The organism is Citrobacter sedlakii, assembly GCF_018128425.1.
GTDB lineage: Bacteria > Pseudomonadota > Gammaproteobacteria > Enterobacterales > Enterobacteriaceae > Citrobacter_A > Citrobacter_A sedlakii.
The window spans coordinates 3412859-3428835 of sequence record NZ_CP071070.1 but is presented as its reverse complement, the minus strand read 5'-3'; the positions used below and the strand labels follow the sequence as shown (position 1 = coordinate 3428835).

The 15977-nt window shown below is 53.4% G+C and carries 14 protein-coding genes; 10 read left to right on the top strand and 4 right to left on the bottom strand.

The genetic code is table 11. The features are described 5' to 3' along the window. Positions 1-13: 13 nt before the first annotated feature. The gene (locus tag JY391_RS16500) at positions 14-592 is read right to left on the bottom strand and encodes a lipoprotein (RefSeq protein WP_211934665.1); all 579 of its coding nucleotides are present in this window, start codon (positions 590-592) and stop codon (positions 14-16) included. A gap of 305 nt (positions 593-897) precedes the next feature. Between JY391_RS16500 and bolA the strand changes: the two genes are divergently transcribed. The 9 genes from bolA (at position 898) to fadM (ending at position 11301) form a co-directional block, all read left to right on the top strand. Further along, on the top strand, positions 898-1215 hold the full coding sequence (gene bolA / locus JY391_RS16495; protein WP_042285914.1) for a transcriptional regulator BolA: 318 nt from the start codon (positions 898-900) through the stop codon (positions 1213-1215). 340 nt (positions 1216-1555) lie between these two features. Further along, complete coding sequence (gene tig / locus JY391_RS16490) at positions 1556-2854, top strand: trigger factor (RefSeq protein ID WP_042285910.1); 1299 nt, start codon at positions 1556-1558, stop codon at positions 2852-2854. Between the two features lie 244 nt (positions 2855-3098). After that, positions 3099-3722: an ATP-dependent Clp endopeptidase proteolytic subunit ClpP gene (gene clpP, locus JY391_RS16485; protein ID WP_003021624.1), complete on the top strand. Its 624-nt coding sequence runs from the start codon at positions 3099-3101 to the stop codon at positions 3720-3722. Between the two features lie 182 nt (positions 3723-3904). Beyond that, positions 3905-5179, top strand: a complete 1275-nt coding sequence (gene clpX / locus JY391_RS16480) for an ATP-dependent protease ATP-binding subunit ClpX (RefSeq protein ID WP_042285907.1) — start codon at positions 3905-3907, stop codon at positions 5177-5179. A gap of 183 nt (positions 5180-5362) precedes the next feature. Further along, positions 5363-7717, top strand: coding sequence for an endopeptidase La (gene lon / locus JY391_RS16475; RefSeq protein ID WP_042285905.1), 2355 nt, complete (start codon positions 5363-5365; stop codon positions 7715-7717). 208 nt (positions 7718-7925) lie between these two features. Further along, positions 7926-8198 (top strand): nucleoid-associated protein HU-beta, encoded by a 273-nt coding sequence (gene hupB / locus JY391_RS16470; protein ID WP_003021629.1) that lies wholly within the window; start codon positions 7926-7928, stop codon positions 8196-8198. 201 nt (positions 8199-8399) lie between these two features. Continuing rightward, positions 8400-10274 (top strand): peptidylprolyl isomerase, encoded by a 1875-nt coding sequence (gene ppiD / locus JY391_RS16465; RefSeq protein WP_211934664.1) that lies wholly within the window; start codon positions 8400-8402, stop codon positions 10272-10274. A gap of 149 nt (positions 10275-10423) precedes the next feature. After that, on the top strand, positions 10424-10798 hold the full coding sequence (locus JY391_RS16460) for a helix-hairpin-helix domain-containing protein (RefSeq protein ID WP_042285900.1): 375 nt from the start codon (positions 10424-10426) through the stop codon (positions 10796-10798). Between the two features lie 104 nt (positions 10799-10902). After that, positions 10903-11301, top strand: a complete 399-nt coding sequence (gene fadM / locus JY391_RS16455) for a long-chain acyl-CoA thioesterase FadM (protein ID WP_042285898.1) — start codon at positions 10903-10905, stop codon at positions 11299-11301. Between the two features lie 106 nt (positions 11302-11407). On the opposite strand, the gene queC is transcribed toward fadM, so the two are convergent. Next, positions 11408-12103: a 7-cyano-7-deazaguanine synthase QueC gene (queC, locus tag JY391_RS16450; RefSeq protein WP_042285896.1), complete on the bottom strand. Its 696-nt coding sequence runs from the start codon at positions 12101-12103 to the stop codon at positions 11408-11410. A 64-nt stretch (positions 12104-12167) separates the two neighbouring features. After that, positions 12168-13868: an SgrR family transcriptional regulator gene (locus JY391_RS16445; protein WP_211934663.1), complete on the bottom strand. Its 1701-nt coding sequence runs from the start codon at positions 13866-13868 to the stop codon at positions 12168-12170. A gap of 100 nt (positions 13869-13968) precedes the next feature. Between JY391_RS16445 and cof the strand changes: the two genes are divergently transcribed. Beyond that, positions 13969-14787, top strand: a complete 819-nt coding sequence (cof, locus tag JY391_RS16440) for an HMP-PP phosphatase (protein ID WP_042285890.1) — start codon at positions 13969-13971, stop codon at positions 14785-14787. Positions 14788-14830: 43 nt separating this feature from the next. On the opposite strand, the gene JY391_RS16435 is transcribed toward cof, so the two are convergent. Next, positions 14831-15886, bottom strand: coding sequence for a PLP-dependent cysteine synthase family protein (locus tag JY391_RS16435; RefSeq protein ID WP_229264064.1), 1056 nt, complete (start codon positions 15884-15886; stop codon positions 14831-14833). Positions 15887-15977: the final 91 nt, after the last annotated feature.

Here is a 15977-nt window from a genome sequence, read left to right as displayed (position 1 = left end):
CAGGATACAGATATTAACGTGCGTTTTGCTTGATGAAGTCGTGGACGCTGGTGTCCTGAGACATATCCGCGATGGTGTCGGTCAGCACGCTGTTGACCGCGTTAGCGATATTTTTGTTGGTCGCCGTGAAAGCGCCTTCAACGGAGTAGTTGGCACGATAGTTTTTCGTCATCTTGTTGCCGTTTGCCGCGGTGGCGATGATGGCGATATCGGCTTTGGTGGCGATGTTATAGCGGACGTTGCCCTGGGAGACGTCGGCATACAGCTGATTAACAATGATTTGCAGGTTAACCGCACCGTTCGGACCCACCATATATCCGCGCGCGGTCATCTGTTTTTCCAGCACTTCTTGTAACAGGAAGCGCAGATCGCGGGAGGCGGTCAGGGTGACGAGCTGGTTGTCGCGGGTGACTTTCGCCAGCGCCTGATCCGTACGCTGGTCGGCGCCGTTAATACTGACGGTCACACCCATCAGGCTTGGATCCTGCTGAGGCAGGGTCATTTTCGGGGACACGTCGATGGTGGTCGGCGGCGTCGCGCAGCCTGCCAGCATAAAGATAGCGACTAACGGAAAGAGGATTTTTTTTAACATGTTCGGACTCTCAGTAAATCTTCAGCAGAGAAAGTGAAAAATTCCCGCCATCATAACACCGCTAACGGCGAGGGGAAGTGGGTAACGCATGTAAATTCATCGCGTTGTCCGTTTTATGACTGCATGGAGAACAAACTTCGGCTTTTTGCAATCTCCGGAATGTATAAATCAGTAAACTTCACGAGTTTGACGCTGAAAATCAGACGAAGGCTAAATATTTGTTGTAATGGTGTAATGGAACCGGTAAAAGCGGCTAATATTTAAAGGGATGGGTGACATCTCAGCGTGGTTTGAGGAGATCTTTCATGATGATACGTGAGCAAATAGAAGAAAAATTAAGGGCAGCGTTCCAACCCGTGTTCCTCGAAGTTGTGGATGAGAGTTATCGTCACAATGTCCCGGCAGGTTCCGAAAGCCACTTTAAAGTGGTTCTGGTTAGCGATCGCTTCGCAGGCGAACGGTTTTTAAATCGTCATCGGATGATCTACGGCACATTAACGGCTGAACTGTCCACGACGGTCCACGCGCTGGCGCTGCACACCTACACCATTAAGGAATGGGAAGGCTTGCAGGATACGATTTTTGCGTCACCGCCATGCCGTGGAGCAGGAAGCATCGCCTGAAAACCTATTTGCAACCGCTGGCGCTTTTCCAGTATGTTGCTAATGATTGTGTGAAAACGGCCTGCGGGCCGTTTTATTTTGTCTGAATTTTGTTCTGGTTTGACGGTTTTCAGACCAAAATTAGCCGGGAATTGTGAAAAAAGCCGCAGCAACGCGCAATCACCGTTCTCGACTCATAAAAGTGATGCCGCTATAATGCCGCGTCTATTTGAATGTCTTCGGGATGATTCTGACGACAGGGAATGTGATTGATTATGAGAACATCCCGGTTCCGCGAAGCCAATAATCTGTGCTTGCGGAGTAGAGTTGACCGAGCACTGTGATTTTTTGAGGTAACAAGATGCAAGTTTCAGTTGAAACCACTCAAGGCCTTGGCCGCCGTGTAACGATTACTATCGCTGCTGACAGCATCGAGACCGCTGTGAAAAGCGAGCTGGTCAACGTAGCGAAGAAAGTACGTATTGACGGCTTCCGTAAAGGCAAAGTACCTATGAATGTTGTTGCTCAGCGTTATGGCGCGTCTGTTCGCCAGGATGTTCTGGGCGACCTGATGAGCCGCAACTTCGTTGATGCGATCATCAAAGAAAAAATCAATCCGGCTGGCGCGCCGAACTACGTTCCGGGCGAATACAAGCTGGGTGAAGACTTCACCTATTCTGTAGAATTTGAAGTCTATCCGGAAGTTGAACTGACGGGTCTGGATGCTATCGAAGTTGAAAAACCGGTGGTTGAAGTGACCGACGCTGACGTTGATGTCATGCTGGACACCCTGCGCAAGCAGCAGGCGACCTGGAAAGACAAAGACGGCGCTGCTGATGCAGAAGATCGCGTGACCATCGACTTCACCGGTTCTGTAGACGGCGAAGAATTCGAAGGCGGAAAAGCGTCTGACTTCGTCCTGGCAATGGGCCAGGGACGTATGATCCCGGGCTTTGAAGACGGTATCAAAGGTCACAAAGCCGGTGAAGAATTCACCATTGACGTCACCTTCCCGGAAGAATACCACGCTGAAAACCTGAAAGGTAAAGCCGCGAAGTTCGCGATCAACCTGAAGAAAGTGGAAGAGCGCGAGCTGCCGGAACTGACTGAAGAATTCATCAAGCGTTTCGGCGTTGAAGATGGTTCCGTGGCTGGTCTGCGTACCGAAGTGCGCAAGAACATGGAGCGCGAACTGAAAGGCGCTGTACGTAACCGTGTTAAATCTCAGGCCATCGAAGGTCTGGTGAAAGCGAACGACATTGACGTTCCTTCCGCTCTGATCGACAGCGAAATCGACGTACTGCGTCGCCAGGCTGCTCAGCGTTTCGGCGGCAACGAGAAACAAGCGCTGGAACTGCCGCGCGAACTGTTCGAAGAACAGGCTAAACGCCGCGTCGTTGTTGGCCTGCTGCTGGGCGAAGTGATTCGCACTAACGAGCTGAAAGCTGACGAAGAGCGCGTAAAAGGCCTGATCGAAGAGATGGCTTCTGCGTACGAAGATCCGAAAGAAGTGATCGAGTTCTACAGCAAAAACAAAGAGCTGATGGACAACATGCGTAACGTTGCGCTGGAAGAGCAGGCTGTTGAAGCCGTTCTGGCGAAAGCGAAAGTGACTGAAAAAGCCACAACGTTCAACGAGCTGATGAACCAGCAGGCGTAATTTCGCGCTATCGCGTGACATTCGCACAAGGACCCGTCACCCTCTGGTGGCGGGTCTTTTTTTTGCCGGACCTTTTGCAGCGAGAGGGCGAAAAAGCGTTTTTCGGTGTTAGCGTTAAAGCAAAAGATTGTTATGCTTGAATTATAGCGATGCCGTACCCATAACAGAGGGACTAGCTGATAATCCGTCCATAAGGTTACAATCGGTACAGCAGGTTTTTTCAAATTTTATCCAGGAGACGGAAATGTCATACAGCGGCGAACGAGATAACTTTGCACCCCATATGGCGCTGGTGCCGATGGTCATTGAACAGACCTCACGCGGTGAGCGCTCATTTGATATCTATTCTCGTCTACTTAAGGAACGCGTCATTTTTCTGACCGGCCAGGTCGAAGACCATATGGCTAACCTGATTGTGGCGCAGATGCTGTTCCTGGAAGCGGAAAACCCGGAAAAAGATATCTACCTGTATATTAACTCCCCAGGCGGCGTGATTACCGCAGGGATGTCTATTTACGACACTATGCAGTTTATCAAGCCGGACGTTAGCACCATTTGTATGGGGCAGGCGGCATCTATGGGCGCGTTCCTGCTGACCGCAGGGGCGAAAGGTAAACGCTTCTGTCTGCCGAATTCTCGCGTCATGATCCACCAGCCGCTGGGCGGCTATCAGGGCCAGGCGACGGACATCGAAATTCATGCTCGTGAAATTTTAAAAGTGAAAGGGCGCATGAATGAACTTATGGCGCACCATACGGGTCAATCTCTTGAGCAGATTGAACGCGATACAGAGCGTGACCGCTTCCTCTCTGCTTCCGAAGCGGTAGAGTACGGCTTAGTCGACTCGATTTTGACCCATCGTAATTGATGCCCCGGGCGCAAGCGTGCCGCGACACTCATCATTCTACGGGCGTTTGCCTCATGTAGCGTGAATGATTTTGTGTATATACTAATGAAAGGCGGCACAACGCGACTAAGCGACTTGCGCCTGAGAATGGCATTTTGCGTCGTCGTGTGCGGCACAAAGAACAAAGAAAGAGGTTTTAACTCATGACAGATAAACGCAAAGATGGCTCGGGCAAACTGTTGTACTGCTCTTTTTGCGGCAAAAGCCAGCATGAAGTGCGTAAGCTTATAGCCGGTCCATCGGTGTATATCTGCGACGAATGCGTCGATTTATGTAACGACATCATTCGCGAAGAAATTAAAGAAGTGGCGCCGCACCGCGAACGCAGCGCATTGCCGACGCCGCATGAAATTCGCAACCATCTTGACGATTATGTTATCGGCCAGGAACAGGCGAAAAAAGTGCTGGCGGTTGCGGTCTACAACCACTACAAACGTCTGCGCAACGGCGACACCAGTAACGGCGTCGAGTTGGGTAAAAGTAACATTCTGCTGATCGGTCCCACCGGTTCCGGTAAAACGCTGCTGGCCGAAACGCTGGCGCGCCTGCTGGATGTTCCGTTCACCATGGCGGATGCCACCACCCTGACCGAAGCCGGTTATGTGGGTGAAGACGTTGAGAACATTATTCAGAAGCTGCTGCAGAAATGTGATTACGACGTGCAGAAAGCTCAACGGGGTATCGTCTATATCGATGAAATCGACAAGATTTCCCGTAAATCTGACAACCCGTCCATCACCCGTGACGTTTCCGGCGAAGGCGTGCAGCAGGCGCTGCTGAAGCTGATCGAAGGGACCGTCGCCGCGGTTCCGCCGCAGGGCGGACGCAAACATCCTCAGCAGGAGTTTCTGCAGGTTGATACCTCGAAAATCCTGTTTATCTGCGGCGGCGCGTTCGCGGGTCTGGATAAAGTGATCGCGAACCGTGTTGAAACCGGCTCTGGCATTGGTTTTGGCGCGACGGTGAAAGGCAAATCCGACAAAGCCAGCGAAGGTGAGCTGCTTTCTCAGGTCGAACCGGAAGATTTGATTAAGTTCGGGTTGATCCCGGAGTTCATCGGTCGTCTGCCGGTCGTGGCAACGCTGAGCGAACTGAGCGAAGAAGCGCTGATTCAGATCCTCAAAGAGCCGAAAAATGCCCTGACCAAACAGTATCAGGCGCTGTTTAACCTGGAAGGCGTGGATCTGGAATTCCGTGACGAAGCGCTGGATGCTATCGCCAGGAAAGCGATGGCGCGTAAAACAGGCGCCCGTGGTCTGCGTTCCATCGTTGAAGCCGCGCTGCTCGACACCATGTACGATCTGCCTTCTATGGAAGACGTCGAGAAAGTGGTGATTGACGAGTCGGTCATCGGCGGTCAAAGCAAGCCGTTACTGATCTACGGCAAGCCGGAAGCGCAGCAGGCATCTGGCGAATAATTAGCCAAAAGATACAACTGGTTAATCAAAAAGGGGGGATTTTATCTCCCCTTTTATTTTTCCTGAATCCTGCCGTTGAATGTCTGGGAAACATCCCCATATACTGACATACATGTTAAAGGTGAGATGAAGCACAGCGTGTCACCTGATTACCTGGCGGACACTAAACTAAGAGAGAGCTCTATGAATCCTGAGCGTTCTGAACGCATTGAAATCCCCGTATTGCCGTTGCGCGATGTGGTGGTTTATCCGCACATGGTCATACCCTTGTTTGTAGGGCGGGAAAAATCTATCCGTTGTCTGGAAGCGGCTATGGACCATGATAAAAAAATCATGCTGGTCGCCCAGAAAGAAGCATCAACGGATGAGCCGGGTGTAAACGATCTTTTCACCGTCGGGACCGTGGCCTCTATTCTGCAAATGCTGAAACTGCCTGACGGCACGGTAAAAGTGCTGGTCGAGGGGTTACAGCGTGCACGTATTTCTGCGCTGTCTGATAACGGCGAACACTTCTCTGCGAAAGCGGAATACCTTGATTCACCCGCCATCGACGAGCGTGAACAGGAAGTGCTGGTGCGCACGGCAATCAGCCAGTTCGAAGGCTATATCAAGCTGAACAAGAAAATCCCACCGGAAGTGCTGACGTCGCTCAATAGCATCGACGACCCGGCGCGTCTGGCGGATACCATCGCGGCGCATATGCCGTTGAAGCTGGCGGACAAACAGTCCGTGCTGGAAATGTCCGACGTGAACGAGCGTCTGGAATATCTGATGGCGATGATGGAGTCCGAAATCGATCTGCTGCAGGTTGAGAAGCGTATCCGCAACCGCGTTAAGAAGCAGATGGAGAAATCTCAGCGTGAGTACTATCTGAATGAGCAAATGAAAGCCATTCAGAAAGAACTTGGCGAAATGGATGATGCCCCGGACGAAAACGAAGCGCTGAAGCGCAAGATCGACGCGGCGAAAATGCCGAAAGAGGCGAAAGAGAAAGCGGAAGCGGAGCTGCAGAAGCTGAAAATGATGTCTCCGATGTCGGCAGAAGCGACCGTTGTGCGCGGCTATATCGACTGGATGGTGCAGGTTCCGTGGAATGCGCGGAGCAAAGTCAAAAAAGACCTGCGTCAGGCGCAGGAAATTCTTGATACCGATCATTACGGCCTTGAGCGCGTGAAAGACCGTATCCTTGAGTATCTCGCGGTGCAGAGCCGTGTGAACAAAATTAAAGGACCGATCCTGTGTCTGGTTGGGCCGCCGGGGGTGGGTAAAACCTCTCTGGGCCAGTCCATCGCGAAAGCGACCGGGCGTAAATACATCCGTATGGCGCTCGGCGGCGTGCGCGATGAAGCGGAAATTCGCGGTCACCGCCGGACTTACATCGGTTCTATGCCGGGTAAACTGATCCAGAAAATGGCCAAAGTGGGCGTTAAAAACCCGCTGTTCCTGCTTGACGAGATCGACAAGATGTCTTCGGACATGCGTGGCGATCCGGCGTCCGCCCTGCTTGAAGTGCTGGATCCCGAGCAGAACGTGGCGTTCAGCGATCACTACCTGGAAGTGGACTACGACCTCAGCGACGTCATGTTTGTCGCGACGTCTAACTCGATGAACATTCCGGCGCCGCTGCTGGATCGTATGGAAGTGATCCGTCTGTCTGGCTACACCGAAGACGAGAAACTGAATATTGCGAAGCAGCATTTGCTGCCGAAGCAGATCGAGCGTAACGCGCTGAAAAAAGGTGAGCTGACGGTCGACGATAGCGCCATTATCGGCATTATTCGTTACTACACCCGTGAAGCGGGCGTACGTAGCCTGGAGCGTGAAATCTCTAAACTGTGCCGGAAAGCCGTGAAGCAACTGCTGCTGGACAAGTCCCTGAAGCATATCGTGATCAACGGCGATAACCTGCACGATTACCTGGGCGTTCAGCGCTTTGACTATGGCCGTGCGGACAACGAAAACCGTGTGGGCCAGGTCACGGGTCTGGCGTGGACGGAAGTGGGCGGCGATCTGCTGACCATTGAAACCGCCTGCGTGCCAGGTAAAGGTAAGCTCACTTATACCGGTTCGCTGGGCGAGGTGATGCAGGAGTCCATTCAGGCAGCGTTGACGGTGGTACGCGCGCGCGCGGAAAAACTGGGTATTAATCCGGACTTTTACGAAAAACGCGATATCCACGTTCACGTACCGGAAGGCGCGACGCCGAAAGACGGCCCGAGCGCCGGTATCGCAATGTGTACTGCGCTGGTCTCCTGTCTGACCGGTAACCCGGTACGCGCCGATGTCGCGATGACCGGTGAGATCACCCTGCGCGGCCAGGTGTTGCCTATCGGCGGGTTGAAAGAAAAACTGCTGGCGGCACACCGTGGCGGCATTAAAACGGTCTTAATTCCTGACGAGAACAAACGTGACCTGGAAGAGATTCCGGATAACGTGATTGCGGATCTGGACATTCATCCGGTGAAACGTATCGAAGAAGTTTTGACCCTCGCGCTGCAAAATGAGCCGTCTGGCATGCAGGTTGTAACCGCAAAATAGTGACCTCGCGCAAAGAGCACTAATAAAAACAGGGCTGGCAGGCCATTTCGGGCTTGCCAGCCTTTTTTTGTATAGCTAATTTAGATGACGGATTAGGCTTGCCATCATTAACGGGTGTTGTAAGGGCATGGCAGGCCTGATATAACTGCTGCGCGGTCGCACTTTGAAGGACTCAGGTGCGATATAAATTATAATGAGGAAGAGAAGAGTGAATAAATCTCAACTGATCGACAAAATTGCTGCAGGGGCTGATATCTCTAAGGCTGCGGCTGGACGTGCGTTAGATGCAATTATTGCATCTGTTACCGAATCTCTGAAAGAAGGGGATGACGTTGCGCTGGTAGGTTTTGGTACTTTTGCCGTTAAAGAGCGTGCTGCCCGTACTGGTCGCAACCCGCAAACCGGTAAAGAGATCACCATTGCTGCGGCGAAAGTTCCTGGCTTCCGTGCAGGTAAAGCACTGAAAGACGCTGTAAACTAAGCGTATTCCCTTCAGGGGAACAGGATCCAGTACAAGGGCGCATCATCTGATGTGCCTTTTTTATTATTGAACCGATTTTCTATACGTTGTGGGCTGACAATCGCCCCTGTTTCTTGTCACAATAGGCCTTTATGCGCAGCGTTCAGGAAACACTATGCTGCGTGCAGTGTATAGTCACCTACAGCGGAGTGTGGTTACACCATGATGGACAGCTTACGCACGGCTGCTAACAGTCTCGTGCTCAAGATTATTTTCGGAATCATTATCGTGTCGTTCATTCTGACCGGCGTGAGTGGTTACCTGATTGGCGGAGGCAACAACTACGCCGCTAAAGTGAATGGCCAGGAAATCAGCCGTGGGCAGTTTGAGAATGCGTTCAACAGCGAACGTAATCGCATGCAGCAGCAGCTTGGCGATCGGTATTCAGAACTGGCCGCCAATGAAGGCTATATGAAAACCCTGCGCCAGCAGACGCTGAATCGCCTGATCGACGAAGCGCTGCTCGACCAGTACGCGCGCGAACTCAAACTTGGCATCAGCGACGAACAGGTTAAACAAGCGATTTTCACTACGCCCGCTTTCCAGGTTGACGGTAAATTTGATAACAATCGCTACAACGCGATTATTAATCAGATGGGCATGACTGCGGACCAGTATGCCCAGGCGCTGCGTAATCAATTGACCACCCAGCAGCTGATCAACGGCGTTGCGGGTACCGACTTTATGCTCAAAGGCGAAACAGACGAACTGGCGGCGCTGGTGGCTCAGCAGCGCGTGGTGCGTGAAGCCACTATCGACGTCAATGCGCTGGCGGCGAAGCAGCAGGTGACCGAACAGGATGTCAGCAGCTATTACGAGCAGCACAAAAACAGCTTCATGACCCCGGAACAGTTCCGTGTCAGCTATATCAAGCTCGACGCTGCGGCGATGCAAAAACCGGTGAGCGATGAAGACATTCAGTCTTATTACGATCAGCATCAGGATGAATTCACTCAGCCGCAGCGCACCCGTTACAGCATCATCCAGACCAAAACGGAAGATGAAGCCAAAGCGGTGCTGGACGCGCTGAATAAAGGCGGTGATTTTGCAGCGCTGGCGAAAGAAAAATCGGCTGATATCATCTCTGCCCGTAACGGCGGCGACATGGGTTGGCTGGAAGAATCAACCACCCCTGACGAACTGAAAAATGCCGGTCTGAAAGAAAAAGGCCAGCTTTCCGGCGTAATCAAATCTTCCGTCGGTTTCCTGGTGGCGCGTCTTGACGACGTCCAGCCGGCGAAGGTCAAACCGTTGAGCGAAGCACGTGACGACATTGCCGCGAAAGTGAAACAGGAAAAAGCGATCGACGCCTTTTTCGCCTTGCAGCAGAAAGTTAGCGACGCGGCGAACAATGACACCGAATCGCTGGTGGGCGCTGAGCAAGTCGCCGGTGTGAAAGCGGTGGAAACGGGCTGGTTTAGCCGCGACAGTCTGCCTGAAGAACTCAATTTTAAACCGGTGTCAGACGCGATCTTTGACGGCTCGCTGGTAGGTGAAAACGGTACGCCGGGCAGAAACTCCGATATCATCACCGTTGATGGCGATCGTGCGTTTGTACTGCGCATTAGCGAGCATAAAGCGGAAGCGGTGAAGCCTCTGGCTGAGGTAAAAGATCAGGTCACTGAAATAGTGAAACATGAAAAAGCCACGCAGCAGGCCAAACTGAGCGCGGAAAAACTGCTGGTTGATCTGAAAGCAGGAAAAGGCGCAGAAGCGATGAAAGCGGCGGGCCTGCGCTTTGGCGATTCGAAAACCCTGAGCCGTACTGGACAGGATCCGATTAGCCAGGCGGCGTTTGGCCTGAGCCTGCCAGCCAAAGATAAACCAAGCTATGGCATTGCTGACGACATGCAGGGTAACGTCGTGATCCTGGCGCTGGATGAAGTGAAAGCCGGCTCCATGCCGGAAGATCAGAAAAAGGCGATGGTTCAGGGTATCACCCAGAACAATGCGCAGATTGTGTTTGAAGCGCTGATGAGCAATCTGCGTAAAGAAGCGAAGATCAAAATCGGTGATGCGATGGAGCAACAGCCTTAATCATCGAGACGTCTCGCAAAAAATAGCTCAACAGTTGTAACACCAAAAGGCCGCTTTCGCGGCCTTTTCCATTTCTGAACTTTGCCATTTGTTCGCTTTCTGCCGTCCCGCTATTGTGCTTTCACTGTTAACAAACAAGGAGAAACAGTATGAAACACGGATTCAAAGCGCTACTCATTACCCTTTCTTTAGCCTGCGCGGGCATGACGCACAGCGCGCTGGCCGCCGCGCCAGCAACAAAGGGCGCGGTGGCGGAAAACAAAGCGGAAGCCCATACCGCTGCGCAAAACAAAGCGGCGGCGCCAGTGAAAGCCAGCGACGAAGACGGTACCCGGGTCAGCATTAACACCGCAACGGCAGAGGAGCTGGCGCGCGCGATGAACGGCGTCGGGCTGAAGAAAGCACAGGCGATCGTCAGCTATCGCGAAGAGTACGGTCCTTTTAAAACGGTAGACGATCTCAAGCAGGTGCCGGGCATGGGTAGCGCGTTAGTTGAACGTAATCTGTCAGCGTTAACGCTTTAAGCACTTGCGTAGTGGCTAAAATTTGCCAGGATTACGGAGGTCATACCAGTTATGACCTCTTTACTTCTGTCATACCTATAACGATAAATTAAGGTTTCAGCGCTATGCAAACACAAATCAAAGTCCGTGGTTATCATCTCGATGTTTACCAACATGTGAATAACGCCCGCTATCTGGAATTCCTTGAAGAAGCCCGCTGGGACGGGCTGGAAAACAGCGACAGCTTTCAGTGGATGACGGCGCACAACATCGCCTTCGTGGTGGTAAATATCAATATTAATTATCGCCGTCCGGCGGTGCTGAGCGATCTGTTGACCGTCACCAGTCAGGTCCAACAGTTAAACGGTAAAAGCGGTATTCTGAGCCAGGTCATCACGCTTGAACCAGAAGGGCAAGTGGTGGCCGATGCGCTGATCACCTTCGTTTGCATCGATCTGAAAACACAGAAAGCGTTACCGCTGGAAGGGGAATTGCGGGATAAGCTGGAGCAAATGGTCCAGTAGAAAACCGCGAAGCGTACCTGATGGCGCTTCGCGTATCCGGCCTGCGCATCAGACGGCGTAGGCCGGACACGACACGTCGTTTCGTCATCCGGCCATGCTACAGGCGTTATTGTAAACCGGTTTTGTGTTTCATCGCCGCCATTACCGCAGGCTTATTAGCCAGATAATGGTGCAGACCGTTGGCGCGAAGATGACAGGCCGCGCACTGGCCGCAACCGTCGCCTTTAATGCCGTTATAACAGGTCAGTGTTTCATGACGCACAAGATCCAGCTTGCCCCAGTAGTCTGCCAGCGCCCAGGTTTCAGCTTTATCAATCCACATTAACGGCGTTTCAAATCGAATGTCCTTCGCCATGCCAAGATTAACCGCGTGATTGAGTGCTTTCACAAATTCGTCGCGGCAGTCCGGGTAGCCGGAAAAATCGGTTTCACACACGCCGGTGATCACCGCTTCTGCCTTCACCTGATAGGCGTAAATGGCCGTTAGCGTCAAAAACAGAATATTGCGTCCGGGAACAAAAGTATTGGGGATGCCGTTTGCTTCCGGTTCGTAATCCGGTACCGGGATATTGTCGCGCGTCAGGCTGCTGACGGCGAGTTCGCTGAGCAACGTCACATCCAGCACTTTGTGCGCACGGGCGCCCAGTTTCAGGGCCAGTTCACGGGCCACATCGATCTCAGCGCGATGGCGCTGACCATAGTCAAAGGTCACGCAATGCACTTCATCATACTGATGCAGCGCCTGCGCCAGACAGGTGGTGGAGTCTTGTCCTCCACTGAACACAACGACGGCACGTTTCATGGTATTTCCCGTAAATCTACAAAACCATTATGTTAACGCCTGAAATGCGCGCCGACCAGCGACTTCACGGCCCCGGCGGCGGCAGCCAGGCTTCCGTAAAGGCAAACCAGCCGCGCGGATTCAGGCGTACGCCGTTCACGCCTGGGGGAGCGCTGATGCGGTAATGATAGTTAAACAGCGGCGTCAGCGTCGCCTCATTCATCAGAGTGGTGAAAACCTGCCGGAGCGCGGCGTGCCGATGCGCTTCTTCGGGACGAATTTGCAGCGCATCCAGCGTCGCCTGTAGGTGCGAAAACCCAGGCGCGTCGAGCACATGTGGCCAGAGCGCGTCGCAGCGCAGCCATTGTTCGAGGGTATATTCTGGCGCTTCGCCAATCAGCCTGTCCCCCATCATCAGGTCCGCTTCGGCAAGCAGATGACAGCCCTCCCAGGTTTTCGCATTGTGGAAAATTAACGTCAGTTCGCAGCCCAGATCCGCCAGAGTCAGGCGCAAGCGTTCGGCCATGGTGTGCAGTTCCACTGGCAGATGGTAGACCAGGGTCAAGGTTTTTGGCAGCGCCACCTCCTCAAGCCCTTGCCAGCGTGGAATAGACCAGCCTGGCAGCAGCGCGCGGCTGGGCGTGATTAAATTCTCGCCGACATCGAGCGTCTCAAGCAGCGAAGAACGATGGATGAGTTCGACCAGCCAACGCGCCTGGTACAAGGATAATCTTGCGCTCTTTTTCAACGTTAAGTAGCAAAAGCCCAGGCTGATTCCGGTACTGACCGGGCTTACCGTGGCGAGTTCCTCTGGTTTTCCAATGGTGATCTGCACCGGGTGACGGCAACTGGTGCCCAGATCCTGCGCGAACAATTGTGGTGTGATCCAGTATTCAATGGTTTTAAGCAAGGGATGTGTAAGATGGTAATGGTCGTGGCTTTCCAGACGCACCAGTTCCGGAGTAAAAAGCGTCAGGCGAAACGGCCCGGTGCCGACGAGTGGCTGTTCCGGATGCGCCAGATGGCTACAGTAGCTTGCCAGACGGTGCGCCAGCCAGAAGTCCGGGCGGTGAAGGGTGAACGTCAGGCATTGCGGATGGGTCACATCTATTGACTTGACGCTGATAAACAGCCTGTGCAGCGCCGGAAGCGCCAGCAGCATCAACAGCCGTTGGTGTAACTGCGTGGTTGCCACCGGGTCGCCGTTGTGCCAGTACAGCGTGGATCGGATATAAAAATCCCAGCGTAAGCCGTCGCGGGAAATCTCCCAGTGGTGCGCTAGATCGCCGCAGGGTTGCTGCGTCTCGCTGTCGAAGCGGGTCAGACCCGAGAAAATCTGGCTTGCCAGATGCTGTTCGGCGCGGCCAGGCAGGAAGCCAGGGTGCAACGGATCCAGCGGGCGATAATAGGGAATTCGCAACGTTGGCGTCGCATTCTGCCACTGACCCCCCATAAAAGGCTGGAGCATGGCGCGCAAATCGCCGGGCGCCAGTTGCGCCAGCTCCAGTACGCTAAGCTGTTGCCCTTTTTCCAGCGCCTGCTCCATCATCGTGGTGCGCAGCGATTCCGGCGTCACCAAAAAACGCAGCAATCCGCGCTTACCCCGCCCGGACTGCGACGTCCAGACAAGCCACCCCGCCGCCTGCGCCTGACGTAGCAGGGTGCGGATGTGACGCTCGCTGCAAAAGCAGCGCTCCGCCAGTTCGCCCACGGTCACGCTTTGCGGTTCGCCGCCAGAAGGTTGCCACAGCCTCTGGTATTGATTAAGACGATTAAGAAGTCGCATAAAAACCCGGAACAATTCAGTTTATCTATTCACTATTACTTCCGTATATATCAGGTGATACTCATCCACAAGTTAACCCCGTCACAGAGTGGAGAAAGAGATGGCTCGTCTGGCTGCATTTGATATGGATGGCACCTTGCTGATGCCAAACCACCTGCTGGGTGAGGAAACGATTTCCACGTTATCCCGCCTGCGTGAACGTGACATCACGCTGGCTTTTGCGACCGGGCGTCACGTGCTGGAAATGCGCCATATTCTCGGCGCCGTTTCGCTGGAGGCGTTTTTAATTACCGGCAACGGTACGCGCATTCATTCGCTGGAAGGAGAGGTGCTGCATCGACAGGATCTGGATCCGGCGGTCGCGCAAATCGTCCTGCAGCAGAAGTGGGACACCCGGGCAAGTATGCATGTTTTTAACGACAATGGCTGGTTTACCGGCGAGGACATTCCGGCGATCCTGCAGGCCCACGTCTACAGCGGTTTTCGCTACCAGATCGTCGATATCAAACGTCTCCCGGCGGATCAAGTCACCAAGGTTTGCTTCTGCGGCGATCATGACGATCTGTCGCGACTGAAAACGCAGTTGCATGAAACGTTAGGCCCACGGGCGCATCTGTGCTTCTCTGCCGTTGATTGCCTGGAAGTATTGCCGGTGAACTGTAATAAAGGTTCCGCATTGACAGTGTTGAGTCAACACCTTGGACTGACGATGGCGGAATGCATGGCGTTCGGCGACGCGATGAACGACCGTGAAATGCTCGGTAGCGTTGGTCATGGCCTGATTATGGGCAATGCGATGCCGCAGTTGATTGCCGAGCTGCCGCATCTGCCGGTTATTGGCCACTGCCGTAATCAGGCGGTATCACACTTTTTGACACATTGGCTGGACAATCCGCATCTACCTTATTCCCCCGAATGAGAGATCCTTTCCGGCAACGGGCAGCATCACGTTGCCCGTTTTTTTATTTAAGGCGTAGCAACTGAGCAAGCGCATCCTGCCACGGCGTCAAATCGCCTATGTTCGCCTTTACCCACTCGGGGTGGTAGTAGGTGTCCAGATACCGCTCCCCGCTGTCGCATAACAGCGTCACCAGTGAACCGGTTTCACCCGCGTCGCGCATTCTGGCGGCAAGGTGCAGCATTCCCCACATATTGGTTCCCGTGGAAGCCCCAACCTTACGACCGAGCTGGGTTTCCAGCCAGTGCGCGGTTGCCACGCTGGCGGCATCGGGCACGCGCAGCATTTCGTCCACCACGTCCGGAATAAAAGAAGGCTCCACGCGCGGACGGCCTATGCCTTCGATTTTACTGCCCGTCGGGCTGCGAAGCGTGGCGTCACGGTTTTGCCAGTAGGGGAGGAATACCGAGTTTTCCGGGTCAACCACCATCAGACGGGTCGCATAGCCCTGACAGCGAATATAGCGTCCAATAGTGGCGGAGGTGCCGCCTGTGCCCGCACTCATAACGATGTGCGCGGGAACCGGGTTCGGCTCGCACTGCATCTGGCGGAAAATACTGTCGGCGATGTTATTGTTGCCGCGCCAGTCGGTGGCGCGTTCAGCGTAGGTGAACTGATCCATGTAATGACCGTTCAGCTCGCGCGCCAGTTGCTCCGAGGCGGCGTAAATTTCACACGCGCTTTCGACGAAATGACAGCGGCCGCCGTAAAATTCAATCTGCTCAATCTTACGCTTTGCCGTACAGGATGGCATGACGGCGATAAACGGCAACCCCAGCAGGCGAGCGAAATAGGCTTCAGAAACCGCGGTCGATCCCGAAGAGGATTCTATAATAGTAGTGCCTTCTTTGATCCAGCCGTTGCACAGCCCGTAGAGAAACAGCGAGCGCGCCAGCCGGTGTTTCAGGCTGCCGGTCGGGTGCGTGCTTTCATCTTTAAGATACAGCTCGATACCCGGAAAGGCAGGCAGCGGTAAGCGAATAAGGTGAGTATCGGCGGAGCGATGGTAATCCGCGTTGATTTCATTGATGGCGTTTTTAACCCATGCACTATTCATCATTAATATCCATTTGTCATTTTGTGCCAAGCGTAGCGAAAAGCACGGAAAAAATTGTTGCTATTTGACCTTTAAAATAGAATGAATGGAGAAA

Bases quoted from the DNA above. Each gene is read 5' to 3' on its own strand.
- clpX (WP_042285907.1), top strand. From the start codon at position 3,905: ATGACAGATAAACGCAAAGATGGCTCGGGCAAACTGTTGTACTGCTCT.
- JY391_RS16445 (WP_211934663.1), bottom strand. From the start codon at position 13,868: ATGCGACTTCTTAATCGTCTTAATCAATACCAGAGGCTGTGGCAACCT.
- clpP (WP_003021624.1), top strand. From the start codon at position 3,099: ATGTCATACAGCGGCGAACGAGATAACTTTGCACCCCATATGGCGCTG.
- bolA (WP_042285914.1), top strand. From the start codon at position 898: ATGATGATACGTGAGCAAATAGAAGAAAAATTAAGGGCAGCGTTCCAA.
- JY391_RS16435 (WP_229264064.1), bottom strand. From the start codon at position 15,886: ATGATGAATAGTGCATGGGTTAAAAACGCCATCAATGAAATCAACGCG.
- tig (WP_042285910.1), top strand. From the start codon at position 1,556: ATGCAAGTTTCAGTTGAAACCACTCAAGGCCTTGGCCGCCGTGTAACG.
- JY391_RS16500 (WP_211934665.1), bottom strand. From the start codon at position 592: ATGTTAAAAAAAATCCTCTTTCCGTTAGTCGCTATCTTTATGCTGGCA.
- queC (WP_042285896.1), bottom strand. From the start codon at position 12,103: ATGAAACGTGCCGTCGTTGTGTTCAGTGGAGGACAAGACTCCACCACC.
- JY391_RS16460 (WP_042285900.1), top strand. From the start codon at position 10,424: ATGAAACACGGATTCAAAGCGCTACTCATTACCCTTTCTTTAGCCTGC.
- cof (WP_042285890.1), top strand. From the start codon at position 13,969: ATGGCTCGTCTGGCTGCATTTGATATGGATGGCACCTTGCTGATGCCA.
- fadM (WP_042285898.1), top strand. From the start codon at position 10,903: ATGCAAACACAAATCAAAGTCCGTGGTTATCATCTCGATGTTTACCAA.
- lon (WP_042285905.1), top strand. From the start codon at position 5,363: ATGAATCCTGAGCGTTCTGAACGCATTGAAATCCCCGTATTGCCGTTG.
- ppiD (WP_211934664.1), top strand. From the start codon at position 8,400: ATGATGGACAGCTTACGCACGGCTGCTAACAGTCTCGTGCTCAAGATT.